We start from the raw sequence: 23,586 nt of genomic DNA, 5'->3' as shown, positions 1-23,586 counted from the left end.
TAATCACACCTGTTCGATTGCGCCTGTTATCAGCCCCGTGACTTCCTCCGGCGAACTCGCCGCTATCGGCTTGTCTGCGACCTTGCGCCCGCGCCGCATGACGATCACGCGGTCGGCAACCGAGAAGACGTCAGGCATGCGGTGGCTGATCAGAATGACTGCGATGCCGCGATCGCGCAGTTGACGGATGTGAGCAAGAACCTCCGCAACCTGGCGTACTGAGATGGCGGCGGTCGGCTCGTCCATGAGCACGAGCTTCGCTTCCGCCAGCATGGTACGAGCGATTGCCACGGCCTGGCGTTGGCCACCCGACATCTGTTTTACCAGATCTCGTGGCCGTGTCTCCGATTTCAGCTCATTGAAGATTTCGCCGGCGCGCTTGTACATCGATTTGTAGTCGAGGATGCGAAGGGGGCCAAAACCACTGCGGATCTCGCGGCCGAGGAATACATTGGCGGCGGCCGTCAGATTGTTGCAAAGCGCGAGGTCCTGGTGGACGATCTCGATGCCCCGTTGTCGGGCTTCGACCGGCCGATGCAGAACGAGGTCTTGGTCGTCGAGTCGCATCGTTCCGTGGCTTGGACGGAAATTGCCGGCGATCATCTTCACAAGCGTCGATTTGCCGGCGCCGTTGTCGCCCATCAATCCGACGACCTCTCCCGCTTCCAGCGAAAATGACACGTCGTTGACCGCCTGTATGGCGCCGAAATGTTTTGAGATGTTGGTGAGCTCGAGAACTGCCACCAGCTGTCTAGCCTCCCAAAGCCGCGACCGTATTTCAAGCCGCAATTTCACCCGCCAGTTCCTCCCTGCGAGCGCTCTCAGCATTTATCCAGAACCGCGCGAAACCGTCAATTGGATGCTGCTAATTTACGGCGTTCGTTACAATTACTCGTTTTATAGTACAATTCGATTGACGCGCGGAGGTGTCTGTATATTAGCTGTTTGTGGAGGAGAGCATGCTGATCCTTGTCACCGGTGCAACGGGCAAGGTCGGGCAGCACTTCATCGCTGGGCTGCTCGACGATCCGCGATTTTCGAAGGCGCGCATTCGCGCGCTTTGTCATAACCGCTTGTGCCCAGAAACCGAACGCGTCGAGGCGGTGCGCGGCTCTATCAGCGATCGCGGGGCGGTTACGAGCGCGCTTGCGGATGTCACGCATGTCGTGCATCTCGCAACATGCAAGGAGACGCCTGATGACGTGATGGATGTCACCGTCAAGGGACTGTTCTGGCTTCTCGAAGGCTTCAGGACCAGCGCCACTGCACGCCAGTTCATTCTCATCGGCGGCGATGCCGCGATAGGGCATTTCTTCTATCGCCACGAGGCCCCGATTACCGAAGCGACGCCGCATCAGGCCTATCCCGGCTGCTATGCCCTATCGAAGGTGCTGGAAGAGGTGATGCTGGAGCAATTCCAGATCCAGTATGGCATCAATGGCTGCTGCCTGCGTGCGCCTTGGATCATGGAGAAGGATGACTTCAAGTTCACGCTGTCGTTCGGAGACGATGTTTTCGGGGGGCCGGATTGGAAGACGCTCGTTCCGGAGAGCGACGCCGTGCGCTATGCGCGGAAGCAGACGGTTCCGTTGTTGCGTGACGCCGATGGCCGCCCCTTGAAGCGCAATTTCGTTCACGTCGACGATCTCGTCTCCGCAACACTTGAAGCGCTCGACAATCCGCGCGCGCGCGGCCAGCTGTTCAACATTTGCATGGATCGACCTGTCGACTACGGTGAGGTTGCCCTCCACCTTGCGCGCACACGCGGCCTCGGTTCGGTCGACGTACCGAGCCAGTTCCACTCGAACTGGATGGACAACGGCAAGGCGAAATACCTGCTCGGGTGGCGGCCCGTCTACGATCTGGAAATGCTAATCGACTCGGCCTGGGGGTATGTGCGTTCGGAGGAGGATTCTCGCATCGTCTGGTATCCGGGTTGATCATGTGGCGGGCGATGGCGTCCGCCATTTTTCAATGGGAGGAAGCTATGAAGAAGGCATTATTGCTTACAGTCGCGGTGCTGGCGCTGACGGCCGGACAGGCCCTGGCAGCCAAGAAGCAGTTGGTCATCGTCGTGAAGGGCCTCGACAACCCGTTCTTCGAGGCGATCAACCAAGGTTGCCAGAAGTGGAACAAGGAAAACGCCAAGTCCGAGTACGAGTGCTTCTACACAGGCCCAGCATCGACATCTGATGAGGCCGGCGAGGCGCAGATCGTTCAGGACGTGTTGGGCAAGGCCGAAACGGCGGCAATCGCCATATCTCCGTCGAACGCCAAACTGATCGCACAGACGCTTAAGACGGCTAATCCCAAGGTTCCTGTGATGACCCTCGACGCCGACCTTGCGGCAGAGGATTCAGCTCTGCGCAAGACCTATCTCGGCACCGATAACTATCTGATGGGCGCGCGCATCGGCGAGTACATTAAGAAAGCGAAGCCAAAGGGTGGCAAGATCTGCACGATCGAAGGCAACCCCGGCGCCGACAACATTCTCCGGCGTGCTCAGGGTATGCGCGATACCTTGACCGGAAAGAAAGGCCTGACGGCATTGAAGGGTGAGGGCGGATGGACGGAGGTTGCCGGCTGCCCGGTCTTCACGAACGACGACGGCGCCAAGGGCGTTCAGGCCATGACCGACATTCTCCAGGCCAATCCGGACCTGGACGCCTTCGGCATCATGGGCGGCTGGCCGCTGTTTGGCGCACCGCAACCCTATCGCGACCTATTCAAGCCGATGGCTAAGAAGATTTCCAAGAACCAGTTCGTGATCGGTGCAGCCGACACGATCGGCGATGAAGTCGCGATCGCCAAGGAAGGTCTCGTGACTGCTCTTGTCGGTCAGCGGCCGTTCGAAATGGGCTACAAGGCGCCAACGGTCATGATGGACCTGATCGCTGGAAAGAAGGTTCCGGATCCCGTCTTCACCGGTCTCGACGAATGCACCAAAGATACCGTCAAGACGTGCATTCAGAAGTAGTTGACAAGCGAGGCAGCGGGCGAAGCATCGTCCGCCCGCTGTCTTTCCGATGGCGGGTACCGCGGTCACCGTAGAGCCGCTTTCCGATCCAGTCTGACAAGCACCTTGTCGCTCGTCAGTTCCCGGACGGCATCCTTGCCGATCCAACGTGCCGTCTGATCATCCGATGCCGCCAGTTTCTTCGCGAGCTCCAGTGCTGCGGTATGGCAGTAGAGACTTCGTTTTCCGATGTTTCTCAGCGCCCAGTTCACAGCCTTGCGCACGAAATTGCGGGGATCGTCGGCATGGGTCGCGATGAGCGGAAGCGAGGCCAGCAATGTCTCATCCGGCTCCTTCTTCAGGTGGACGGCCGCGCCCGCAATCATTGCAAAGGCCGTGCGCCGGACGAATTCCCGCTCGTCGGATGCGAATTCGGGAATGAGCGTTTCGATGCGTGCTTCGACATAGAGGTCTGCGGCGCAATCGACGATTTCCCATGAGTCGAAGTCGTCGGCCCAGGCTCGCGCGGTTTCGAGCGTAAGCCTGTTGGGCTCGGCCGTATAGAGAGCGAGTAAGCGGCCTTCGCGGATGCAGCTCTGCCAAAGCTCAAGGGCGCGGGCATGGTTCCGCTTCACTATCCCGGCGATTTTCTGGAGATCCGGATTGGAGATGCCGAGCGCGGTTTCGGTGACGATACCAAAACGGGCCATGCCGGATATGTTTTCCTCCGAGCGCAGCGTCTGCAGATGCGCGATCAGTTCCGCGGCACTGGAGGAGGGGCCGATCATTTCTCCAGTCGAGCCAGCAGTGAGGACGTGTCCCAGCGGTTGCCTCCCATGGCCTGGACGTCGCCATAGAATTGATCGACCAAGGCTGTCACCGGCAGTTTCGCACCGTTGCGGCGCGCCTCGCTGAGCACGATTCCGAGATCCTTGCGCATCCAATCGATGGCGAAGCCGAAATCGTATCTCCCCTCGTTCATGGTCTTATGCCTGTTCTCCATCTGCCACGAGCCGGCAGCACCTTTGGATATAACTTCGACAACCTTCTCGATGTCCAGGCCGGCGCGCTTTCCGAAATGAATGCCTTCCGCAAGTCCCTGGACGACGCCGGCGATGCAGATCTGGTTGATCATCTTGGTCAGTTGGCCGGCGCCCGCCGGTCCCATGAGGCCGACCATGCGGGCGTAGGCATCGATGACAGGCTTTGCCTTGTCGAACGTGGTCTCCTCACCGCCGCACATGACCGTCAGCACGCCGTTCTCGGCGCCCGCCTGTCCGCCCGATACTGGGGCATCGATGAAGCCGCAGCCCTTGTCTTTCGCTGCGGTATCAAGCTCGCGGGCAACCTCGGCGCTCGCGGTCGTGTTGTCGATCAGGATCGCACCGGGCTTCATCGTTTCAAAAACGCCGTTCTTGCCCGTTGTCACCGAGCGGAGATCGTCGTCATTGCCGACGCAGGTGAAGACGAAATCCGCATCCTTGGCTGCTTCCGCAGGCGTTGGGGCCGATTTACCACCAAACTTTTCTGCCCAGGCAGCCGCCTTTGATGCGGTCCGATTGTAGACCGTGACGTCATGGCCGCCTTTCACCTTGAGATGGCCCGCCATGGGAAACCCCATCACGCCAAGACCGATGAATGCGACTTTTGCCATGTGCCTATCCTTTTCTGAATGCAGGGCATGAGGATTAGCCGAAAGCACTGCGCGCGAAAAGGCATCGGAGCGCCGGCAACCTCGAGACGGAAAAATTTTCCTCGAAAGCGGCGAATGCTGGTTCGGATAATCCCGTGAACGTCGAAAGATGATAATTATAAATGTCGATTGATTTAATAGGTTTTATCAGGATTGGAGTATCGAAACGCTGGAGCGCCGAGACCGGCTGCCTCCCAACGAGGGAACGATCATGATCTCACGACGTCAAACATTGGGACTTTTTGGCGCCGCGGCCGCCACGGCATTGCTGCCTGGCATCAAGGGTGCGCGCGCGGCAACGACCGAATTTCGTATCGGCTGGCAGAAGAATGGGGTCCTGGCGCTCGCCAAGCGCCGCGGCGCGCTGGAAAAGCGGCTAGCAGACAGAGGCATTACCGTCAGCTGGTCGGAATTCACCTCCGGCCCGCCTCTGCTGGAAGCGCTCGGCGCTGGTGCGCTCGACTTCGGTGCAACGGGCGACGTGCCTCCGCTTTTTGCCCAGGCGGCCGGCGGTCACCTTTACTATGTGGGGCTCTATCGAGGCAGCCCGGCAGGCTCGGCAATCCTTGTCAGAAAGGACTCGCCGATCCAGACGCTGGAAGATCTGAAGGGCAAGAAGATTGCCTTCAAGCGCGGTTCGAGCGCGCACAACGTTGCAGTCAAGGTCCTGCGTAAGGCAGAGCTGGCACCGGAAGACATTGAGGGTGTGGATCTCAGCCCGGCGGATGCGGCGGCAGCCTTCAAGAATGGTAGCATCGACGCCTGGTCGATTTGGGACCCCTATCTCGCAATTGCTGAAGCCGATCCGGAAACGCGGGTTCTGACGACGGCTGAAGGCATTGTCGACTCCTACAGCTTCTTCCTTGCGAATGCCGAGTTCACCGACGCAAACGGGCAGGTCATCACCGATGTGCTTGATGAGCTTAAGCAGGTCGGGAGCTCTGCTCAGAGCAATCTCGATCAGACAATCAAGGAGCTCTCCGAGATCACCGGCGTGCCGCCGGAGGTAACACGCGTGACCCTGACGCGCGCTGGAGCCGATCTCGGCAGCGTATCTGGCATCACGGATGCGGCCGCGGCCTACCAGCAGGGGTTGGCCGATGAGTTCTACAAGCTCGGCATCGTGCCGAAGCAGCTGAACACCGGCGACATCATCTGGCGCGCCAAGGCAAGCTGATTTCCATTCCGACTAGAAGGCATCACATCCATGACCAGCAAACACGACCCTATCAATTTCCTCTGGTTCATCCCGACCTCCGGGGATGGCGCCTATCTCGGTTCGAACGAGCAGACGCGCGCGCCCGAGATCGGCTATCTGACGCAGATCGCCCAGGCAGCTGATCGTCTCGGCTACTCCGGCGTGCTGCTGCCGACGGGCGTTGCCTGCGAAGAGTCCTTCGTGACGGCAGCAGCACTTGCCGCCAAGACCGAGAGGCTGCAGTTCCTAGTGGCTATCCGTCCCGGCACGGCATCGCCGGCATATTACGCGCGTCTAACAACGACGCTGGACCGTATTTCGAATGGGCGCCTGCTGCTCAACATCGTCGTCGGCGGCAGTCCGGCGGAGCTTGCCGGCGACGGCATTCATCTCGCGCATGACGAACGCTATGCCCATGCCGACGAGTTCTTCACGGTTTTCGAAGAGCTGCTGGAGAGGGGTGTCGCGAGCTATGATGGCAAGTACATCAAGGCGACGAACGCGAAGCTTGGTTTTCCTTCCGTCCAGAACCCGCGGCCGCCACTGTACTTCGGTGGTTCGTCGGATGCCGGCATCGACTTCTCGGTCGGCCGTGTCGACAAATACCTGACCTGGGGTGAGCCACCGGCTCAAGTTGCCGAAAAGGTTCAAAAGGTACGCGCTGCCGCGGCGAAAAAGGGGCGCGAAGTCAGCTTCGGCATTCGCCTGCATTTCATCGTCCGCGAAACCGATGAGGAAGCATGGGCAGCGGCAGATCGCCTGATCTCGAAACTCGACGATGAGACGATCCGCGAGGCGCAGGAGCGTTTCGTGAATGAATCCGATTCCGTCGGCCAGAAGCGCATGGCGGCATTGCACGGCGGCCGGCGCGACAAGCTGGAAGTGTCGCCGAACCTGTGGGCTGGCGTCGGCCTAGTACGCGCCGGGGCAGGGACGGCACTGGTCGGCTCGCCGAAAACAGTCGCCGCGCGGCTGCGCGAATATCAGGACGTCGGCATCGATACCGTCATAGGATCCGGCTATCCGCATCTTGAGGAGGCCTATCGCGTCGCCGAGCTATTGTTCCCGGAACTCGGGATCACGCGCGAGGAGCAGCGACACGGCTTCCAGACTGATTTTGGAAAGCATCAGGTCTTCGGTGGCGGCAGCCATGGCGGAAACCTGAAAGTCGTCTCCGGCTCCTGATCTGCCAATTGGCGCCGTCCGCTGTCGGGCGGCGCTTCTTCATCGACCGCACCGGCCCACCAAGCCTCTCGGAGGCCGGGTGATGCAAGCAGAAGCGAGGAAAACCTTCATGTCGACTTTTGATACGCCGATTGGGCGGACGCTGACCGAGCGCGTTGAACGCAACGGAAGGCTCCGGGTCTCGCTTCCAGGGTGGGACAAGCTATTGCCCTTCTTCGTGCCGGTGGCAATTATTGCCGCCTGGCAGCTGGCCTCGTCAGCCGGCTGGATCTCCTCCCGCATCATGCCGTCGCCCGCCGATGTAGGCGTTGCATTCTGGTCGACGACCGCCACAGGACAGTTGCCGCACGATATCCTCGTCAGCGCCGGTCGCGCCTTTGCCGGTCTGCTGGTAGGTGGCTCGATCGGGTTCCTCCTCGGCATCGCCAACGGCGTCTCGAAAATCTCGGAACAACTGACGGATACGACGCTGCAGATGCTGCGTACGATCCCGCATCTCGCAATGATCCCGCTGGTTATCCTCTGGTTCGGGATCGGCGAGGAATCGAAGTTGTTCCTGACCTCGCTCGGCGTGCTCTTTCCCATTTATCTCAACACCTATCATGGCGTTCGCAACGTCGATCGTGACCTGATCGAAATGGGCCGTGTCTATGGGATGGGACGCTGGACATTGTTCCGAAAGGTGATCTTCCCCGGCGCGCTGCCGTCTATCTTCGTCGGGCTGCGATACGCGCTCGGCATCATGTGGCTGACCTTGATCGTGTCGGAATCGATCGCCGCTTCATCCGGCATCGGTCACATGGCGAACAATGCGCGCGAGTTCATGATGACCGACGTCGTCGTGCTGGCGCTGGTCATCTACGCCATCCTCGGCAAGCTTGCCGATGTCGTCGCCCGGGCCCTCGAACGCCGGGCCCTCAAATGGAACCCGGTTTACCAGAAGTAGGAGAGGCGTCATGACCATCATTGCGCATGAGCGTTTTCAAGGAGCCTCGGACGAGTTCGAATACGAGACCGATCGCGCGACGCCAGCCGGCACCGGCGCTGCGGCAATTACGCTGAGGGGACTTGAGAAGAGCTTCGGCGGCAATCGTGTGCTCCGCGGCATCAATCTCCACATTCCGGCCGGGCAGTTCGTTGCCGTCATCGGCAAGAGCGGCTGCGGCAAGAGTACGCTGCTGCGCATTCTGATGGGGCTCGACGAGCCGACGAGCGGTGAACTGCATTTCGAGAACGCCGATGGCGCTGATGCGGAAGCGAATGCCAGGATCGTGTTTCAGGAGCCTCGTCTGCTTCCCTGGTTGAGCGTCGCCGAAAACGTGGCGGTCGGGCTTGGCGATGGGGTCGACAAGCGCATCGCTCTCAGGGAGGCCGAGGCGGTGCTCGGCGAGGTGCAGCTTGCCGAAAAGGCGGCCGAATGGCCTGCTCGTCTCTCTGGCGGGCAGCGGCAGCGTGTCGCGCTGGGACGGGCACTTGTCAGCAAGCCTGGCGTGCTGGCGCTTGACGAACCGCTGGGCGCGCTCGACGCATTGACGCGGATCAGCATGCAGGAGCTGCTCAATCGTGTCTGGCGAGAGCTGGGCTTTACGGCCGTCCTGGTTACGCACGACGTCAGCGAGGCGGTGCATCTCGCCGATCGTGTGATCGTGCTGGAAGAGGGGCGCGTTGCGCTTGATCTGGCGATCCCCTATCCGCATCCGCGTCGATACGGCAATCCCGCGCTCGCCGAGCTCGAAGGGCGGCTTTTGGCGGCGATCCTGCGGACGGACACCGCTCATTGAAATGACCGGTTGCGATGTTCGACGACGTTGTCTCAGATCGCGCCGTCGACAATCACCATCGGTGTGCCTTGCGAGCAGTTTTCTATGCGAGCGTTGATCTTGTAGATGTCGCGCAGCATGGCGTCGGTAATGACGTCCGATGTCGGTCCGCTCGCCGCCATTGCGCCATTGGCGATAACAATTGTGTTCTCGCAATAGCGCAGCGCATGATTGAGGTCGTGGAGCGCGATGAGCACGATCATTCCGTTGCGGCGGGCGAGGTCGGCGATAAAGCTCAATACTTCGATCTGTCTGTGGAGGTCGAGCGCGGAGGTCGGCTCGTCCATCAGCAACACCTCGGGCCTGCGTACCAACGCCTGCGCGAGAGACACAAGCTGGCGCTGGCCGCCGGAAAGTTCACCAAGGCCCCGGAAAGCCAGGTTTTCGATGCGAAGAGCCCTCAGGATTTCATCGATGCCATTGAGCTCGTCGTCGGCGACCCGCCAGCCGCCGCCTTGCTTAGCTGACAGGAGAATCGACTCGTAAACGGTCAGGACGGCATTGGCGCCGGTATCTTGTGGCATGTAGCAGATCGTACGCGATCCGCGATCGGTATCGGAAAGCTTGACCAGGCCAGGACCTTTCACCAGGGCCGCGATCCGTTTGAATAGCGTGGATTTGCCTGCCGCGTTGGGGCCGATGATGGCCGTGACGCTGCCGCCTTTCAGGTCGTCGATGCTCACGTTCGATAGAACGGTCGTGCGTCCATAGGAAGCGCCGACATCTGCGAGGGCTAGGGCTACCATGAGCGCCTCCGATTGCTGAAGATGAGGACGAAGAAGAAGGGGACGCCGACGAGCGCCGTAATGACGCCGATCGGCAGGATTGCGCCGGGGATCAGGATCTTGCTGACCACAGATGTCACCGACAGGAGAAGAGCGCCGCATATGACGGAACCCGGCAGGAAGAAGCGCTGGTCCTCGCCAACGACCATGCGGGCGATGTGCGGTCCGACGAGCCCGACGAAGCCGATGGTGCCGACGAACGACACCGGGATGGCAGCCAGGAGGCTGACGATCATCATTGTTTGCAGACGCAGCCGGCGGACGTTGATGCCGAGGCTGGCGGCCTTGTCGTCACCGAGACGGAGAGCCGTCAGTGCCCAGGCCTGCCGCATGAAGAGCGGCACTGTGACAACAAGCACCGCGGCGGTGAAATAGACCTTCACCCAGGTCGCCTTGGTCAGGCTGCCCATCGTCCAGAAGACGACGGCGGCCAGAGCTTGCTCGGAGGCTAGGTATTCCAGCAGTGATAGCGCGGCATTGAAGGTGAAGACGAGGGCAATGCCGAGAAGCACGATCGTTTCGACGCTCACGCCACGCATTGTCGAGGCGAAATGAATGAAAAGGGCTGCCGCCATCGCCATCAGGAAGGCATTGAGCGGCACCATGTATTCGATCGCTCCCGGAAAGATAGCAACGCCGCCGACCAAAGCGAGAGCCGCACCAAAGCTCGCGGCGGCAGAAATGCCGAGCGTGAAGGGGCTCGCCAGGGGGTTCGAAAGGATCGTCTGCATCTGCGCGCCTGCAACGGAAAGCGAAGCGCCGACGGTCACCGCCATCAAGGCGATCGGCATACGGATGTCCCAGATGATGACGCGAAGCTGGTTGGCCGCCGCGGCGGGATCAAAGAGCGCCGAAAGGACGTCCGACAGCGCGTAGTTGGCAGGGCCAAGCGCCATATCGGCCGAGATGCTGAAGCAGAGCGCCGCGGTTAGGCCGACGAGGATGAGGATACGGCGAAAGGCGAGGGCGCGATATTGCTCGCGCCCCGTCACTTCGGCCTGGACCTGGCTGAACGAGGCCATCAGTTGGAGCCCTTTTCGAGAGAAACGAAATATCCCGGCTGGTAGGTCACCGGCAGGAATCGCTTGTGGAATTCTGCGAAGTTCGCTTCGGGATCGAGATCTGCGAAGAGATCCGGGTGGAACCAGTTGGCGAATTGCTGGATGGGGAAGAACTCATAGGGCGCGCCGTAGAACTGATGCCAGGCGGCGTGTACGTTGCCGGTTTTGACAGCCTTTAGTTCGGGGAACGGCGTCCGGGTCATCAGATTTGCCAGCCTCTCCCGGGCCAGCGTCAAATCCGCACCGCGACCGACGGGCACGAACTGATTGATGTCCGACTCGACCGCCCAGTTCGATCCGGTGACGATGATATGTTCCGGATCGGCAAGTACGAGCTGTTCCGGATTGAGATCGCCGAAGGTGGTCTTTATGACGTCGGCGCCAATGTTGTGGCCGCCAGCCTGCTCGACCATGGCGCCGAAATTGACCGGGCCGAAGGTACGGCAGCAGGTGTTCTCGCATGATATGCCGGGCGAGCGCTCGATGAAGACGTTCGGCCGCTTCAGATCTTTCACGGCTGCCAACCTGTCGGTCACGCGCGCGATCTCGGCGCGGCGATAGGCGATGAACTCCTTCGCGCGCTCCTCCGCGCCGAAGAGCCTGCCGAGGATCGCAATTGAAGCCTCGCTGTTTCTATCGGGATCGATGCGGAAATCGAGATAGACCACCTTGATGCCAGCGGCTGCGGCCTTCTCCTCAAAACCGCTTTCCTTGGCGGACTTTTCCGCCTCGAGATTGAGCGTGATGACATCCGGTGAGAGCGAGATCGCTGTTTCGAGGCTGAAATCGCCCTGTGGCACATAACCGAAACGAGGCAGCTTTTCGATCTGCGGAAAATGCTCGGCGTAAGCCTTGTAGCTATCGGGGTCCTTCGTGATGATATCGTCACGCCAGCCGACGATTGTGTCGAAGGTCTGTTCACCCTTGAGCGCCGCGATCACATGGATCTGACGCGCTTCGCCAACGATGACGCGCTTGGCGGGCAGGTCTATCTCGACCGTGCGACCGGTGACATCCGTAATTTCCGCAGACAGGGCGGGTGTGGTCAGGAGCGCGAGGGTAAGGACAGCAACATGCCGGAGTGTCGTGAGTCGCATGGACACCTCTCAATCTGAAACAGAAGCGCGGAGCCGCGTACGCGGCCCCGCCTTGCGATTTCGGCGAACCGTCGATGGCCCGCCAAGTATCTTATTCGTCCTTCAGAGAGACGAAGTAGCCGGGCTTGTATTCCAGCGGCAGGAAGCGGGCGTGCAGTTCCTTGAATGTCGCTTCCGGATCGAGATCGGCGAAGAGATCAGGATGCAGCCACTTGGCGATCTCCTGGATGGCGACGAACTGGTAGGGGTTGTTGTAGAACTGGTGCCAGATGGCGTGGACGTTCTTGTCTTCGACGGCCTTGACGCCGGTGAAGGCAGGGCGCTTGGTCAGGGCTTCGAGTTTGCGGTGCGCTTCCTTGAGGTCGGCGCCATAGCCAACGCCGACCCAGGCGCCGCCCGGCACGTACTTGTCCCAGTTGCCGCCGGTAATGATGATCTGGTCCGGATTGGAGGCGATGATCTGCTCGGGATTGACGGTGCCGAACGTGCCCGGGATGATGTCCTTGGCCATGTTCTTACCGCCTGAAATCTCGACCATCTTGCCGAAATTCTCGTCGCCGAAGGACATGCAGCAATCATCGGAGTAGCCGCCGGCACGCTCGACGAAGACGACGGGCTTAGGCGGGTTGTTCTTCTCGAGGACATCGGTGACGCGCTTGATGCTGCCGGCACGGAACTTGATGAAGTCCTCGGCGACAGCCTCCTTGCCCATCAACTGGCCCATGATGCGCATGCTGGGTTCGGTATTTTCCATCGGCTTTTCGCGGAAATCCACATAGACAAGCGGAATGCCGACCTTCGCCAATTTCTCGATGTAGCCGGCTTCGTCGGTCGCCGTCTTGGCGTCGACGTTCATGAGAATGACATCGGGCTTGAGCGTCACGGCCTGCTCGATATCGAAGGTGCCGTCCTTCATGCCACCGAAAGTCGGGAGCTTGGCGATGTCCGGATATTTCGCCAGATAGGCCGCATAGGATTCGGGATCGGCCTTGGGGAGGTCGTCGCGCCAGCCGACGACGTGCTCAAACGGCGCCTCCTTGTCGAGCGCGGCCAAAAAGTAGATTTGCCGTCCTTCGCCGAGAATCATGTGGTTGACGGGCGCGTTCACTTCGACGCTGCGGCCGGTCACGTCCTTGATCGTGATCTTGTCGGCCAGCGCCGGCAGGACTGCGGAGACGAGAAAGCCGATTGCAAGCGCTGATGTTTTGCCTGTAAGTCGCATCGAAAAGTATACCCCCGTGGAAAACTTTTCGTCGTCTATTATTTTCTGAGTAAAGCGGTCAAGTTATATCTATTAGAACGATTTCAAACTGGAATGGCGATCGGCATGAGCATGGGTGATACAGGGATTGCAGGCGGGCACAACTACGGGCTTCGCGAGGAGATCAAGGCTTATTGGTCCGCACGTGCGGCGACGTTCGATCTGTCTCCGGGGCATGAGATTTTCTCGGAACCGGAGCGTGTTGCCTGGCACCGACTGATTCTGAAGCATCTGGGGCCGGGCGATGGCAGGCAGGCGCTTGACCTCGCCAGTGGCACCGGCGTGATTTCCCACCTGATGGACGATCTGGGCTTCAAGGTCTCGGGGCTCGATTGGGCGGAGCCGATGCTGGAGCGGGCGCGCGCCAAGGCGAAGGCGAGGGGAAGGTCGATCTCATTTCGAATGGCTGATGTCGAACACACGATGGAGCCCGATGAGACTTATGACGTCATCATAACCCGCCATCTCGTATGGACACTCGTGGATCCCAAAGCGGCTTTTGCCGAATGGATGCGCGTTCTGAAACCTGGTGGCACGATCCTGATCGTTGACGGGGACTTCGTGAATGTTAGCCGGGTAGAGCGCATGCTGAAGGCGCTTGCGAAGACCATGGAGAGGGCCGGCTTGCTCAAGACCGATCCGCAGCATGCGCCGCCCGAGCTCATGAAAAATCACAGTGACATCGTTTCGCGCGTTCACTTTTCGAATGGGGCACGGGCAGAGCTGGTCGCAAGCATGCTCGGCGATGCTGGCTTCGAAGACGTGACGATCGACACGAACCTGCGCGAAATCCACAAGACGCAGGCGAAGCACTGGAATTATCTGAAGGCGCTGTCGCGCGGCATCCAGCATCGCTTTGCCATTAGCGCGCGCAAGCCGGGCGGTTAAGGCCAACGGCCTTGCAGCACTCGGCGGCTACCACAGTGCCTGAACGGCGACAACGACGAGAAAGACAACCGTCACCACGGAAGCCATCCATAAAACGGTGCGATTGGCGTCGGCCAGAACGTGCGGTTTCGGGTCGCGCTTGGGATTGAATTTGTGCCGACGTCTCTGTGGGGCACCCGCCTGGGACGGTTTGTTTCCTGCTGCCATGGCCGTTTCGCTCGAGGTGGTGGATTGCTGGAACGGCAATCTAGCATGAAAGGCACGTGGCGCTTAGTGCGCGATGCTGCCGTCTCGCTCGACGAAGGCCTGGATGCGGTCGACCAGAATTTCGGTCCCTTGTCGGCGCGAACCGCCGTCCGTGTAGCCATCGAGGAAGACAACCTGCTCGGTGAAGAGCATGGTTGTTCCCGACGGTGTTGCCTCGAAGGTGACCGTCGCGAGCGATGCTGAAATACGTGTTTCGCCGAGCTTCATGTCGTAGGCATAGATAATGCGGGCTTCTGGCACGATATCGAGATAGCGCGCCTCGTAGGCGTGCGGAACGCCGCTGCTGTCGGCGACGCGGTTCCGCTCCTGGCCGCCGACCCGGAAGTCGAGGCTATAGTCGAGGGACACCCACTCGTCGTGGCAGGCAAACCACTGGCGCTTGGCTGCGGGACTGGCCCAGGCCGCAAAGACGCGAGAGGCCGACACCCGAATCTTTCGCTCGATCGAGAAGGTCTCGTGCATGGCGGAATATTTCATCATCTCCGTCCTCACTCTGGTTGGTCGTCTGACAGGAACTGTTCCAGGCGGTCGAAGGCCTTGTTCCAGCTCGCCTTGTGTGTGGCAAGCCAGTGCTCCATCTGCGCCAGGGCGTCTTTCCGTAGGTGGTAGGTGCGCACACGGCCGCTCTTTTCCGAATGGACGAGACCGCCTTTTTCCAGAACCGCAAGGTGCTTCATGACAGTGGGAAGCGCCATCGACAGAGGCTCGGCGAGCTCGGACACGGAAGCAGGCCCATGGCCGAGGCGATCAACCATGCCGCGCCGGCTGCGGTCGGACAGCGCGTGGAACATCTGATCGAGAGCGGCAGGTTCGTGCATCATTCGGCGGCTTCATCCGGCCGGAAACGGGCGGGCAGCCGCTCGCGGTACGGATAGAACTTGAAGTATGGCCGCGCCTCCTCAAGGACCCGCGCGAAGGAAGGGCGCGCCAGAAGCCTGTCATAGTAACTCTGCAGCTTCGGTTGTTTCGCGAGCGGGACCAGTGTCTCGGAGTAGAAGAGGGCGGGAGCGGCCGCGCAATCGGCCATGGTGAAGCTATCTCCGATGATCCATGCGTGTTCGCCAAGCTGCCTCTCGATCAGCGCGTAAGCTTTGCGCAGCGCTGCCTCGGCCTGGGTCACCCGGGCCGGATCGCCGCCGCCGCGCAGACGTTCACCAACGATCTGCTGCATCGGTTCCTGTACGTGCAGGTCGAAAAGACGATCCCACAGCCTGACCTCGAGCGCTTCGTCGAAGTCGTCGGGGATAAGGGGTATTGCGCCCGGATAGTACCGATCGAGATACTCGATGATGATTGTCGTTTCGGGCACGGTGCGGTTCCGGACTTCATCACGAAGGACCGGCATCTTTCCGAGCGGCCAGACGCCGAGGAACGCCGCTCTCGACGCCTCGTTTCCAAGGTCGACATGAACGTCTTCGAAGGGCGTGGCGTTCTCATAGAGCGCCACAAGGACCTTGTGGCAGAAGGATGCAAGCGGGTGGCTGTGGAGGAAGAGCGACATGCGACCAGCCTTTCACGTTGTTTTAAACTTGCGCGATTGGCTAAGTATCAGCTCCTTGAGCTGTGATCAATGAAAAGTTTCGTGGTTGGCTAACTATTGGTCGGCGTATTTCGCTGCAGGCGTCAGCCGAGGCGGGCGACTACAAGATGGCCAGGGCTTGGAAGCCCTTCCTGCATACGAACGTTGATCTCCGTCATTTCGACGAGCTCGAATCCCGTCGCGATGAGCCTTTCGCGAATGTAAGTCGCCGAATGCAGAAAGCGCTGATGCGGACCGACCATGTAGGGTTGGGCGTTCGCAGACGCCTCGGACAGTTCCTCCGAGGAAAAGATGAAGAGGCCGCCGGGGTTTAGGTTTTCCGCAGCGCCAAAGAACAGTGGTTCCAGCGCGCCGAGGTAGGGCAGGACGTCCGTTGCCGTGATGAGGTCGAAGGGATCCTCGTCATTGTCATCGAGGAAGTCTTCGACTTCCGCGACGAAGAGCGTTTCGTAGAGATCCTTCTCGTGGGCGATCTCGACCATGTTTTCGGAGATATCGATACCGGTCATGTCCTCGCAGAGATCGCCGAGCGCGCTGCCGGTGAGGCCGGTGCCGCAGCCGAGGTCGAGCATGCGCTTGAAGGGGCCAAGCTTCAGCTCCTGCAGGCGTTGGCGCACCATCATCGGTACGTGGTAGCCGAGTTGTTCCACCAGAACGTCCTCGAAGACCTCGGCATGCTGGTCGAACAGGGTCTCGACATAGGCATCCGGCGCCTTGGTCGGCGTCTCGCCACGGCCCATGGAGGCGATCCTGACGGCTGCGCCCCCGTGATCTTCGGGATCGATGGCAAGAACCTCCTCATAGGCCTTCACGGCTGCGTCGACATCACCTGCCTTTTCAAGGGCAAGAGCCCGCTCGTAGGCTTCCGCGAGTGCGTCTTCGTCGATCTTATTGGCCATAGCAATTCACCATCGTTTTTATCCAGAGCTGCGTCTACGGCGACTGAATGTCTTTTGCAATGGCGACGTTCGAAGCGCAGAATAGGGATCCTCTAATGGATAAGAACAAAATGGAGGAAATGCCATGGTCGCCGAAATCAGCAAGGCGAATTTCGAGAAGGAGATGGATAGTCCGCGACCGGCGCTCCCGGCCACCCCAGGCGAGATCACAAATACGCTCAGCCACTATTATCGCGGAGAGCTCGGCCGGATGATAAGCTGGCGCGATCGTATCGACCGAACATCGAACTGGGCGATCACAGTCTCGGCGGCGCTGCTTTCCGTTTCTCTGTCGACGCCGACCTCCCACCATGGCGTGCTGCTTTTCGGGATGATGCTGATCACCCTGTTGTTGCTCATTGAAGCCCGCCGCTATCGCTTCTTCGATATCTATCGCGCCCGTGTGAGGAAGCTTGAGCGGGGTTACTTCGCGCAAATTCTTGCGCCGAACGGCGAGTCCAGGCCCGATTGGGCCGGCGCCATCGCCAAGAGCTTGCGCAAGCCGCAATTTCTCTTGAGTTATCCCGGCGCCGTGAAGCGTCGACTGCGGCGAAACTATTGTTGGATGTATCTCATCCTGCTTCTCGCATGGTGCCTGAAGATCACCACACCCAAGCTCCAGACTGAAGGAAATCCACTGACGCAGGCACATTCATGGAGCTATGTGGTCGACAACGCGGCGCTTGGCCCAATCCCGGGTTGGGCCGTGCTCTGCATCGTGAGCTTGGCTTATGTCGGCATACTGTACGGCACACTGCATCGCGAGATGGACGAAGACGAATTCGTCCAGGGGGAGGCTCATGTCTGACCGGCGCTCGCTGCGCGGTCAGTTGATGATGAACTCGCCTCTCAGCGCGCGCCATTCGGTGGCGGAGATCAGTTTGCGGTGCATGTAGCGCACCGAATGCAGCGGCCCGTCGAGCTTCTCCTGCCAGAACTTCAGGAAGCTGCACATCTCGGGAAAATCCGGAGCAAGGTCGTAGTCCTGCCAGATATAGGTCTGAAGGATCGTTTGATGATCCGGCATGCGGTAGATGATCTGGGCCGTCGTAAGGCCGTAGCCCTGAAGCTGCCTTTCCATGTCCTTATGCATCGTCGTCTCGCTTCTGGTTCCAATGACCGCTTATTAGTGGTCCTCGAAATGGAACCACTACATGCTTAACCGAAGCTTGACGAATTGCTAGTGTTTCATGGATTTTCTTTGTAATTTCAGATCGTTAGCAGCTCTCTTCAGTGAGTGCTGCCAAATCTTCAACGCTTTAGGTGGCGAGTCAGCCGCCGCTCAATCCAGGCCCAGAGATGGCGTAGCGCTTCAACCATGCTGAGGTAGAAGATCGCTGCCCAAAGGTAGGTCTGGTAGTCGAAGGTGCGCGAGAAGGCGTAGCGCGTTTCGCCCATCAGGTCGAGAACGGTGATGATCGCGACGACAGCCGAGCCCTTGATAAGCAGGATGATTTCGTTGCCGTAGGGCCGCAGGGCGACGATCAGGGCCTGCGGCAGGATGATCTTGCGGAAGGCGACGATCTTGTGAATGCCGAGCGAGGCCGCCGCCTCATGCTGGCCGCGCGGAACGCTCTGGATGGCGCCACGCAGGATTTCGGCCTGATAGGCGGCCGTATTGATGGTCATCGCAAACAGACCGCAATACCAGGCATCGCGGAAGAACCACCACAGACCGACGGCTTCCAACTCCGGCCGGAAGCTGCCGAGGCCGTAGTAGATGAGGAAGAGCTGGGCCAGCAGCGGCGTGCCGCGGAACACGTAGACGTAGCAATAGGCGATGCCGTTGATGACCTTGTTCTTCGACATGCGGGCAAAGGCCAGCGGCAAGGAGAGAATGGCGCCAAAGAAAACCGAGATCACCACGAGCATGATCGTCGTGTACAGGCCATGCAGATAGCGGGGACCGTAGCGTGTGAATTTTTCCGGATCCCAACCGCTGACCACCATTGCAATCAGCGCGGCGGCAAGAAGGATCCAGAGAGCGACGACGACGTAACCGGTGATGCGCGCAACGGTGATCGGCTTGTGCGCCTGCTTCGGTGCCGGCTGTGCCGGAATGAGCGTTTGGGCGTGGCTCATCGGCTGATCTCCGACCGCTTGGCCCACCGCTCGATGTAGCTGAGACCGAAGGAGGAAATGATGGCAAGGCCGAGATAAAGAGCGCAGGCGACGGTATAGAACAGGAACGCCTGTTTGGTGACCTTAACGGCGACGCCGGTCTGCCGCAGAATGTCGGCAAGGCCGATAATCGAGACGTAGGACGTATCCTTGAGCAGGATCATCCAGAGGTTTACCAGGCCGGGAAGGGCGATGCGCACGAGTTGCGGCAGCACGATAAGCAGCAGGGTACGGCCGCGATGAAAGCCCAGCGCGTCTCCTGCCTCATACTGGCCCTTCGGAATGGCGCGGAAAGCCGACAGCAGAACTTCGGAGCAATAGGCGGAGAATACGACCGAAAGGGCGATCATGCCGGCGAAGAAGGCGTTGATTTCAATACGGCTGTCGTAGCCGAGAGAGGCAAGAACCGACTGGATCAGAATCTGCATGCCGTAATAGATGATAAACAGCGTCAGCAGTTCCGGAAGGCCGCGAAAGATCGTGGTGTAAATGCCGGCGGCCAGGCGGACCGATTTCTCTTCCGATTGCTGGCCGAGCGCCACGAGAAAGCCGATGATCAGTCCGATCGGCAGGGTAAGGAGCGCGACTGCAACGGTGACCTTCAGGCCGGCGGCAATCTCATCGCCCCAGCCGGTGTCGCCACAGGCCAGGATCGTCGAAGAGCCGAACCAGGTGAAGAGTCCTGCAGGTCCGCAAAGCGGATCGAAGATATACCCAATCCAGGCCCAGAATGAGCCCAGCGCGGAAAATAATCCGCCCATGCCAGTTTTCCCCTCGCGGTTTGTACCGCTTTGATCTTTCCATTCTTTTCAAACAAAAATGGCGGAAGAGCAAGCCTTCCGCCATAACCTTTCTGGGCGACCTACAGCTTTTCTTATTCGCCGTAAACGTCGAAGTCGAAGTACTTGTCCTGGATCTTCTTGTATTCACCGCTGGTGCGGATCGCGGCGATCGCTTTGTTCAGCTTTTCGCGCAGCGCGTCGTCGCCCTTGCGGACGGCAATGCCTGCACCAACGCCGTTGATTTCCTTGTCGACCGGGAGCGGCGTCAGGATCTTGCAGCATGCGCCGGCATCCGACTTGACCCACTGCGACAGAACGACGATGTCGTCGATGACGGCGTCAACGCGGCCATTCGCGATGTCGAGCTTGTACTCGTCTGCCGTCGGGTAGAGCTTCAGCTCTGTGTCGGGCAGGTGCTTTTCAGCGTAGTTCGAGTGGGTGGTGGAGGTCTGCGCGCCGATCGTCTTGCCCTTCAGGCCGGCAACGTCGGTGACGGTCGAATCCTTCGGCACGGCGATTGCCGGCGGGGTGTTGTAGTACTTGTTGGTGAAGTCGACGAGCTTCGAGCGCTCCGGTGTGATCGACATGGACGAGATGATCATGTCGAACTTCTTGGCTTGCAGCGCGGGAATGATGCCGTCCCAGTCACTGCTGACGATGGTGCAGTCGGCCTTCATCTCAGCGCAGAGCGCGCGGGCGATGTCCATGTCGAAGCCGAGGAACTGGCCGCTGGCATCAACGTATTCGAAGGGCGGATAGGTCGAGTCTGTGCCGATGACATACTTCTCGCCATCAGCCATGGCGGCGCCTGCGAAAAGAGACATCGCGGCGACGGAAGCAGCGGCAAGAATACGGGTGGAGATACGCATGTTAGTCCTCTCTGTTGGTGCTGCCGCTCGTATTCTTCTTTTGGACGGCGGCGGAGCAGGGCGGTGCTGGGCACTGCCTTGGCGCGATACTCAACCCTTTTTCAGCGGAATTGCAACTGGAATCGCAGGGGGCGCGGCGAGCGGTCAACTATGGCGAAGATGAACAATGCCGCACTGCCACATTCATACCGGGTTAATAGTCCAGTTCCTAAGACTCGTGGAACAAATGCAGTCCTCGCGCGGTTTTCGCCGTGGGTGAGTGCCCCAAAATCGGACGTGGCCGCGACCGCGTCTCAAGAACATAAAGTCAACGAGGAGCCCCTATGGGAATGAAATCCAGATTGTTTGCCAGTGCCGCCTTTCCGCTGTTGTCGCTGTCGCTCATAATGCCTCCCGCACATTCCTTCGCCGCAGTGGCCAGCGTTGATCAGGTTCGCACAGCGCCGCAAGCGGTCGCGGGCAGTTTCGAGGTTGCTCAGGCTGCACCCTCCGATGAAGAGCTTCTGAAGAAGCGGCATAAACAGCACGATGGTGGCGGCGAGCCACAGGCGCCGGCAGGCCAGGAACAGCCGCCCCAGCAGGAAGCGCCCGCCGAAAAGCCGCGTGGCCAGCGCCAACCCGCTGCCGACCAGCCCCAAGAGCAGCCAGCGCCAGTGGAGAAGCCACGGAAGCAGCGTGAGCCTGCGCCCGAGGCCCAGCCCGAACAACAGCAGCAAGCGCCGGTAGAGAAGCCACGAAAGCAGCGTGAGCCCGCGCCGGAGGCCCAGCCTGAGCAACAGCAGGCACCGGCAGAAAAACCGCGCCATCAGCGCGAACCCGCCGCCGAGCAGCAACTTCAGCAGTTGCAGCAAGAAGCGCAGCCCGAGCAACCGCGCAAGAAGAGGCAGCCCGCTGCAGAGCAGGCAGAGCCTGCTGCGCCGCAGGAGCAGGTAGCACCGGGACAGCAACAGCAACCAGCGCAGAGCCCCGAAAAGCCGCGGCGCAATAAGAAGCAGCAGCCACAGCAGCAAGAGGCTGCACCGCAGCCGCAGATCGAGCAGGTGGCCCCACAGCAAGAACAGGCAAAACCGCAGGGTGAAGAACTGCAGCCGCCGGCCAACGGTAAGCAGCCGGCGACCGAAGGGGCCGAACAACCGGTGAAACCGCGCAAGAAGCCGACTGCCGAAACGCAGCCGCAGAAGCCGGCCACAGAACAAGCAACTCCGCAGGAATCACCCGTGGCACCGAAGGCTCCCAAGCCAGCGGAAGCACCGACGGCTGAGAAGCCGCCGGTTCCCGCACAGCAGCCTGCGACTGAAGCCAAACCTGGCGGAGAGCAACCGGCCCAACAGCAGGGTAATCAGGCCCCTGCGCCGCAGGGGGGGCAGCAGCAGCCTGTCCAACAACAAGGCGAACAGGTTCCGGCTCAGCCTAATGCCGCACCGGGTGGCCAGCCGATAACTGGCCAGGCCGAGCAGCCCATCCCGGCTCCGGAAAAAGTCACGCCGCAGGAGCTCCAGCGCCGCAAGGCAATCGCTGCCGATCCGAGCAAGAGCACGGAAACCGTCGTTCTGCCTGTTGAAAACGGCGCCGCTGTTCTCGACAGCGACAAGGACGCTGACCGCTTCGGCGGCATCCAATCCCGTCGTGACCGCGACAGGCTGCGCGGTCAGGAGCAGAACTTCCGCGTGCCGAAGTCCGATGCCGATGCCCAGATCGTAACCGGGGGAGCCAAGGCTGCTCCAATCAAGATCGAAGCCGTTACCAGTGAAGAGGGTCGGCGTCTCGACAAGCGCCCGCAATTCGAGCAGCCGCAAGGCGCGCTCTTCGGCCAGCGCAGCGACGACAATCGCGTGATCATCCAGATCAACAACCAGACGATCGTTCGCGGCGACGATGACCGGCGCTTCCTGCGTGATGGTGAACGGCCGATCTACGAACAGCTGCCGCGCGACCGCTATCGCGAGACGATCGACCGCGATGGCTATCAGATCGTGACGATCCGGAACCGCTACGGCGACGTTATCCAGCGGTCGCGTATCGATGACCGTGGCCGCGAAGATGTCCTCTATTATTCGCCCGACCTCTATGAGGATCCGGACCGTGGCGGCTACTTCGAAGATCCGGGCCGCGACCTGCCGCCGATGCGTCTGGCCATTCCGCTTGATGACTACATCATCGACACCAGCAGCGACGAGGATCGCGACTATTACCAGTTCCTCAGTGAGCCACCTGTCGAACCGGTGGAACGCGTCTACTCGCTGGACGAGGTGAGGTATTCGGCACGTATTCGCGACAAGGTTCGTCGTATCGATCTGGATACGATCACCTTCGCAACAGGTAGCGCGGAGATTCCCATGAGCCAGGCGCGGACACTTCGTAAGGTGGCCGATGCTATGAACGAGTTGCTGCGGAAGAGTCCGGCGGAAACCTTCCTGATTGAAGGTCACACCGACGCCGTCGGCTCGGATCAGAGTAACCTCGTTTTGTCGGACCAGCGTGCGGAGTCTGTGGCCAACGTGCTGACGGATGTCTACGGCGTTCCACCGGAAAACCTGACGACTCAGGGCTACGGCGAGCGTTACCTCAAGGTCAACACGCAGGGGCCGAACCAGGAAAACCGTCGCGTTACCATCCGCCGCGTGACGGCGCTGGTGCGCCCAGTCGCCTCGCGCTAACCTAGCCGAGAGACAGAACGGATCGAAAGCCGCCGGGAGACTGGCGGCTTTTCTTGTTGCCGCACGCAGCGGTTTTGGGCTCGCTTTTATGTGGGCTGCGACCGAAGCCCTAATTCGCAAAGCGGCGTGGGCGACCGGTGTTGCAGTCGACGTGGACTTTTATTTCTCAGCGCGTGAATGGATTTCCCAGTAAAGCGCGCCAATCCTAGGTTTTGGGGCGAGATCAACGTCGCAGACCTTTCGCTGTAAATCTTGCCGCAGCATACCAGCAACGTTGTCGCAGACCTCTGCCCCAGGGTCACCTTGGAGGTTTGTCGATACACGGAAATTGCCGCGTATTAGACGCAGGCCCGAAGCGCTGTTAGCGGCTATGGAAAACAATTCGGCCATCGGTCCCGTCGCCCCAAGCGGAAAGTTATCAGGGCTAATCTGCCAATCGCAATACGAGAGAGGACGTCCAGCCTCGTC

General features: G+C 60.1%; 25 protein-coding genes. 9 read left to right on the top strand and 16 right to left on the bottom strand.

Annotated elements, in window-relative coordinates; translation table 11 throughout:
* Positions 1 to 3 precede the first annotated feature (3 nt).
* On the bottom strand, positions 4 to 777 hold the full coding sequence (locus tag ATY80_RS21460) for an ATP-binding cassette domain-containing protein (RefSeq protein WP_088694474.1): 774 nt from the start codon (positions 775 to 777) through the stop codon (positions 4 to 6).
* Between the two features lie 182 nt (positions 778 to 959).
* Between ATY80_RS21460 and ATY80_RS21455 the strand changes: the two genes are divergently transcribed.
* Positions 960 to 1,940 (top strand): NAD(P)-dependent oxidoreductase, encoded by a 981-nt coding sequence (locus tag ATY80_RS21455; RefSeq protein WP_088694334.1) that lies wholly within the window; start codon positions 960 to 962, stop codon positions 1,938 to 1,940.
* 47 nt (positions 1,941 to 1,987) lie between these two features.
* Positions 1,988 to 2,977 (top strand): sugar-binding protein, encoded by a 990-nt coding sequence (locus ATY80_RS21450; protein WP_088694473.1) that lies wholly within the window; start codon positions 1,988 to 1,990, stop codon positions 2,975 to 2,977.
* Between the two features lie 65 nt (positions 2,978 to 3,042).
* Here the strand turns inward: ATY80_RS21450 and ATY80_RS21445 are convergent, their stop codons facing one another.
* Both ATY80_RS21445 and ATY80_RS21440 read right to left on the bottom strand, forming a co-directional pair.
* Positions 3,043 to 3,744: a DNA alkylation repair protein gene (locus ATY80_RS21445; protein WP_088694333.1), complete on the bottom strand. Its 702-nt coding sequence runs from the start codon at positions 3,742 to 3,744 to the stop codon at positions 3,043 to 3,045.
* On the bottom strand, positions 3,741 to 4,634 hold the full coding sequence (locus tag ATY80_RS21440) for an NAD(P)-dependent oxidoreductase (protein WP_280950699.1): 894 nt from the start codon (positions 4,632 to 4,634) through the stop codon (positions 3,741 to 3,743). The genes ATY80_RS21445 and ATY80_RS21440 overlap by 4 nt, the downstream gene beginning before the upstream one ends.
* Positions 4,635 to 4,860: 226 nt before the next feature.
* Between ATY80_RS21440 and ATY80_RS21435 the strand changes: the two genes are divergently transcribed.
* The 4 genes from ATY80_RS21435 to ATY80_RS21420 all read left to right on the top strand — a co-directional run bounded on the left by ATY80_RS21435 (position 4,861) and on the right by ATY80_RS21420 (position 8,813).
* Positions 4,861 to 5,826: an aliphatic sulfonate ABC transporter substrate-binding protein gene (locus tag ATY80_RS21435; protein ID WP_088694331.1), complete on the top strand. Its 966-nt coding sequence runs from the start codon at positions 4,861 to 4,863 to the stop codon at positions 5,824 to 5,826.
* 30 nt (positions 5,827 to 5,856) lie between these two features.
* Complete coding sequence (gene ssuD / locus ATY80_RS21430) at positions 5,857 to 7,032, top strand: FMNH2-dependent alkanesulfonate monooxygenase (protein WP_088694330.1); 1,176 nt, start codon at positions 5,857 to 5,859, stop codon at positions 7,030 to 7,032.
* A gap of 109 nt (positions 7,033 to 7,141) precedes the next feature.
* Positions 7,142 to 7,978, top strand: a complete 837-nt coding sequence (gene ssuC / locus ATY80_RS21425; protein ID WP_088694329.1) for an aliphatic sulfonate ABC transporter permease SsuC — start codon at positions 7,142 to 7,144, stop codon at positions 7,976 to 7,978.
* 10 nt (positions 7,979 to 7,988) lie between these two features.
* Entirely contained in the window at positions 7,989 to 8,813 is an 825-nt protein-coding gene (locus ATY80_RS21420) for an ATP-binding cassette domain-containing protein (protein WP_088694328.1), read from the top strand.
* 32 nt (positions 8,814 to 8,845) lie between these two features.
* On the opposite strand, the gene ATY80_RS21415 is transcribed toward ATY80_RS21420, so the two are convergent.
* From ATY80_RS21415 to ATY80_RS21400, 4 genes are all read right to left on the bottom strand, one after another.
* Positions 8,846 to 9,598: an ABC transporter ATP-binding protein gene (locus ATY80_RS21415; protein WP_088694327.1), complete on the bottom strand. Its 753-nt coding sequence runs from the start codon at positions 9,596 to 9,598 to the stop codon at positions 8,846 to 8,848.
* Positions 9,592 to 10,659, bottom strand: coding sequence for an iron ABC transporter permease (locus ATY80_RS21410; protein ID WP_088694326.1), 1,068 nt, complete (start codon positions 10,657 to 10,659; stop codon positions 9,592 to 9,594). The genes ATY80_RS21415 and ATY80_RS21410 overlap by 7 nt, the downstream gene beginning before the upstream one ends.
* Positions 10,659 to 11,795, bottom strand: coding sequence for an ABC transporter substrate-binding protein (locus tag ATY80_RS21405; protein WP_088694325.1), 1,137 nt, complete (start codon positions 11,793 to 11,795; stop codon positions 10,659 to 10,661). The genes ATY80_RS21410 and ATY80_RS21405 overlap by 1 nt, the downstream gene beginning before the upstream one ends.
* A gap of 91 nt (positions 11,796 to 11,886) precedes the next feature.
* Positions 11,887 to 13,017 (bottom strand): ABC transporter substrate-binding protein, encoded by a 1,131-nt coding sequence (locus tag ATY80_RS21400; RefSeq protein WP_088694324.1) that lies wholly within the window; start codon positions 13,015 to 13,017, stop codon positions 11,887 to 11,889.
* Between the two features lie 111 nt (positions 13,018 to 13,128).
* Here ATY80_RS21400 and ATY80_RS21395 point away from each other — a divergent pair, with 111 nt between their 5' ends.
* Positions 13,129 to 13,944, top strand: a complete 816-nt coding sequence (locus ATY80_RS21395; RefSeq protein WP_088694472.1) for a class I SAM-dependent methyltransferase — start codon at positions 13,129 to 13,131, stop codon at positions 13,942 to 13,944.
* Positions 13,945 to 13,971: 27 nt separating this feature from the next.
* On the opposite strand, the gene ATY80_RS21390 is transcribed toward ATY80_RS21395, so the two are convergent.
* The 5 genes from ATY80_RS21390 to ATY80_RS21370 all read right to left on the bottom strand — a co-directional run bounded on the left by ATY80_RS21390 (position 13,972) and on the right by ATY80_RS21370 (position 16,650).
* A complete protein-coding gene (locus ATY80_RS21390; protein WP_088694323.1) occupies positions 13,972 to 14,151 on the bottom strand; it encodes a hypothetical protein in 180 nt (59 codons plus the stop codon).
* Positions 14,152 to 14,214: 63 nt separating this feature from the next.
* Positions 14,215 to 14,691, bottom strand: a complete 477-nt coding sequence (locus tag ATY80_RS21385) for an SRPBCC family protein (RefSeq protein WP_088694322.1) — start codon at positions 14,689 to 14,691, stop codon at positions 14,215 to 14,217.
* Between the two features lie 8 nt (positions 14,692 to 14,699).
* Positions 14,700 to 15,032: a metalloregulator ArsR/SmtB family transcription factor gene (locus tag ATY80_RS21380; protein ID WP_088694321.1), complete on the bottom strand. Its 333-nt coding sequence runs from the start codon at positions 15,030 to 15,032 to the stop codon at positions 14,700 to 14,702.
* Positions 15,029 to 15,712, bottom strand: a complete 684-nt coding sequence (locus tag ATY80_RS21375) for a glutathione S-transferase family protein (protein WP_088694320.1) — start codon at positions 15,710 to 15,712, stop codon at positions 15,029 to 15,031. The genes ATY80_RS21380 and ATY80_RS21375 overlap by 4 nt, the downstream gene beginning before the upstream one ends.
* Positions 15,713 to 15,834: 122 nt before the next feature.
* Positions 15,835 to 16,650, bottom strand: a complete 816-nt coding sequence (locus ATY80_RS21370) for a class I SAM-dependent methyltransferase (protein WP_088694319.1) — start codon at positions 16,648 to 16,650, stop codon at positions 15,835 to 15,837.
* Positions 16,651 to 16,774: 124 nt separating this feature from the next.
* Between ATY80_RS21370 and ATY80_RS21365 the strand changes: the two genes are divergently transcribed.
* A complete protein-coding gene (locus ATY80_RS21365) occupies positions 16,775 to 17,497 on the top strand; it encodes a DUF2270 domain-containing protein (protein WP_088694318.1) in 723 nt (240 codons plus the stop codon).
* A gap of 18 nt (positions 17,498 to 17,515) precedes the next feature.
* Here ATY80_RS21365 and ATY80_RS21360 read toward each other — a convergent pair whose 3' ends face one another.
* From ATY80_RS21360 to ATY80_RS21345, 4 genes are all read right to left on the bottom strand, one after another.
* Positions 17,516 to 17,782 carry an aspartate-semialdehyde dehydrogenase gene (locus ATY80_RS21360; protein ID WP_088694317.1) on the bottom strand — a complete coding sequence of 89 codons (267 nt, stop codon included), beginning with the start codon at positions 17,780 to 17,782 and terminating at the stop codon, positions 17,516 to 17,518.
* Between the two features lie 158 nt (positions 17,783 to 17,940).
* On the bottom strand, positions 17,941 to 18,771 hold the full coding sequence (locus ATY80_RS21355) for an ABC transporter permease (RefSeq protein ID WP_088694316.1): 831 nt from the start codon (positions 18,769 to 18,771) through the stop codon (positions 17,941 to 17,943).
* The gene (locus ATY80_RS21350) at positions 18,768 to 19,571 is read right to left on the bottom strand and encodes an ABC transporter permease (protein WP_088694315.1); all 804 of its coding nucleotides are present in this window, start codon (positions 19,569 to 19,571) and stop codon (positions 18,768 to 18,770) included. The genes ATY80_RS21355 and ATY80_RS21350 overlap by 4 nt, the downstream gene beginning before the upstream one ends.
* A gap of 113 nt (positions 19,572 to 19,684) precedes the next feature.
* Positions 19,685 to 20,461, bottom strand: coding sequence for an ABC transporter substrate-binding protein (locus ATY80_RS21345; RefSeq protein WP_088694314.1), 777 nt, complete (start codon positions 20,459 to 20,461; stop codon positions 19,685 to 19,687).
* Between the two features lie 323 nt (positions 20,462 to 20,784).
* Here ATY80_RS21345 and ATY80_RS21340 point away from each other — a divergent pair, with 323 nt between their 5' ends.
* Entirely contained in the window at positions 20,785 to 23,118 is a 2,334-nt protein-coding gene (locus tag ATY80_RS21340; protein ID WP_088694313.1) for an OmpA family protein, read from the top strand.
* Positions 23,119 to 23,586: the final 468 nt, after the last annotated feature.

This window comes from Rhizobium sp. R711 (genome assembly GCF_002211365.1).
Lineage (GTDB): Bacteria > Pseudomonadota > Alphaproteobacteria > Rhizobiales > Rhizobiaceae > Rhizobium.
This window is presented reverse-complemented; position numbering and strand designations above follow the sequence as displayed.

Bases quoted from the DNA above. Each gene is read 5' to 3' on its own strand.
- ATY80_RS21455 (WP_088694334.1), top strand. From the start codon at position 960: ATGCTGATCCTTGTCACCGGTGCAACGGGCAAGGTCGGGCAGCACTTC.
- ATY80_RS21450 (WP_088694473.1), top strand. From the start codon at position 1,988: ATGAAGAAGGCATTATTGCTTACAGTCGCGGTGCTGGCGCTGACGGCC.
- ATY80_RS21445 (WP_088694333.1), bottom strand. From the start codon at position 3,744: ATGATCGGCCCCTCCTCCAGTGCCGCGGAACTGATCGCGCATCTGCAG.
- ATY80_RS21435 (WP_088694331.1), top strand. From the start codon at position 4,861: ATGATCTCACGACGTCAAACATTGGGACTTTTTGGCGCCGCGGCCGCC.
- ssuD (WP_088694330.1), top strand. From the start codon at position 5,857: ATGACCAGCAAACACGACCCTATCAATTTCCTCTGGTTCATCCCGACC.
- ssuC (WP_088694329.1), top strand. From the start codon at position 7,142: ATGTCGACTTTTGATACGCCGATTGGGCGGACGCTGACCGAGCGCGTT.
- ATY80_RS21420 (WP_088694328.1), top strand. From the start codon at position 7,989: ATGACCATCATTGCGCATGAGCGTTTTCAAGGAGCCTCGGACGAGTTC.
- ATY80_RS21415 (WP_088694327.1), bottom strand. From the start codon at position 9,598: ATGGTAGCCCTAGCCCTCGCAGATGTCGGCGCTTCCTATGGACGCACG.
- ATY80_RS21410 (WP_088694326.1), bottom strand. From the start codon at position 10,659: ATGGCCTCGTTCAGCCAGGTCCAGGCCGAAGTGACGGGGCGCGAGCAA.
- ATY80_RS21405 (WP_088694325.1), bottom strand. From the start codon at position 11,795: ATGCGACTCACGACACTCCGGCATGTTGCTGTCCTTACCCTCGCGCTC.
- ATY80_RS21400 (WP_088694324.1), bottom strand. From the start codon at position 13,017: ATGCGACTTACAGGCAAAACATCAGCGCTTGCAATCGGCTTTCTCGTC.
- ATY80_RS21395 (WP_088694472.1), top strand. From the start codon at position 13,129: ATGGGTGATACAGGGATTGCAGGCGGGCACAACTACGGGCTTCGCGAG.
- ATY80_RS21390 (WP_088694323.1), bottom strand. From the start codon at position 14,151: ATGGCAGCAGGAAACAAACCGTCCCAGGCGGGTGCCCCACAGAGACGT.
- ATY80_RS21385 (WP_088694322.1), bottom strand. From the start codon at position 14,691: ATGATGAAATATTCCGCCATGCACGAGACCTTCTCGATCGAGCGAAAG.
- ATY80_RS21380 (WP_088694321.1), bottom strand. From the start codon at position 15,032: ATGATGCACGAACCTGCCGCTCTCGATCAGATGTTCCACGCGCTGTCC.
- ATY80_RS21375 (WP_088694320.1), bottom strand. From the start codon at position 15,712: ATGTCGCTCTTCCTCCACAGCCACCCGCTTGCATCCTTCTGCCACAAG.
- ATY80_RS21370 (WP_088694319.1), bottom strand. From the start codon at position 16,650: ATGGCCAATAAGATCGACGAAGACGCACTCGCGGAAGCCTACGAGCGG.
- ATY80_RS21365 (WP_088694318.1), top strand. From the start codon at position 16,775: ATGGTCGCCGAAATCAGCAAGGCGAATTTCGAGAAGGAGATGGATAGT.
- ATY80_RS21360 (WP_088694317.1), bottom strand. From the start codon at position 17,782: ATGCATAAGGACATGGAAAGGCAGCTTCAGGGCTACGGCCTTACGACG.
- ATY80_RS21355 (WP_088694316.1), bottom strand. From the start codon at position 18,771: ATGAGCCACGCCCAAACGCTCATTCCGGCACAGCCGGCACCGAAGCAG.
- ATY80_RS21350 (WP_088694315.1), bottom strand. From the start codon at position 19,571: ATGGGCGGATTATTTTCCGCGCTGGGCTCATTCTGGGCCTGGATTGGG.
- ATY80_RS21345 (WP_088694314.1), bottom strand. From the start codon at position 20,461: ATGCGTATCTCCACCCGTATTCTTGCCGCTGCTTCCGTCGCCGCGATG.
- ATY80_RS21340 (WP_088694313.1), top strand. From the start codon at position 20,785: ATGGGAATGAAATCCAGATTGTTTGCCAGTGCCGCCTTTCCGCTGTTG.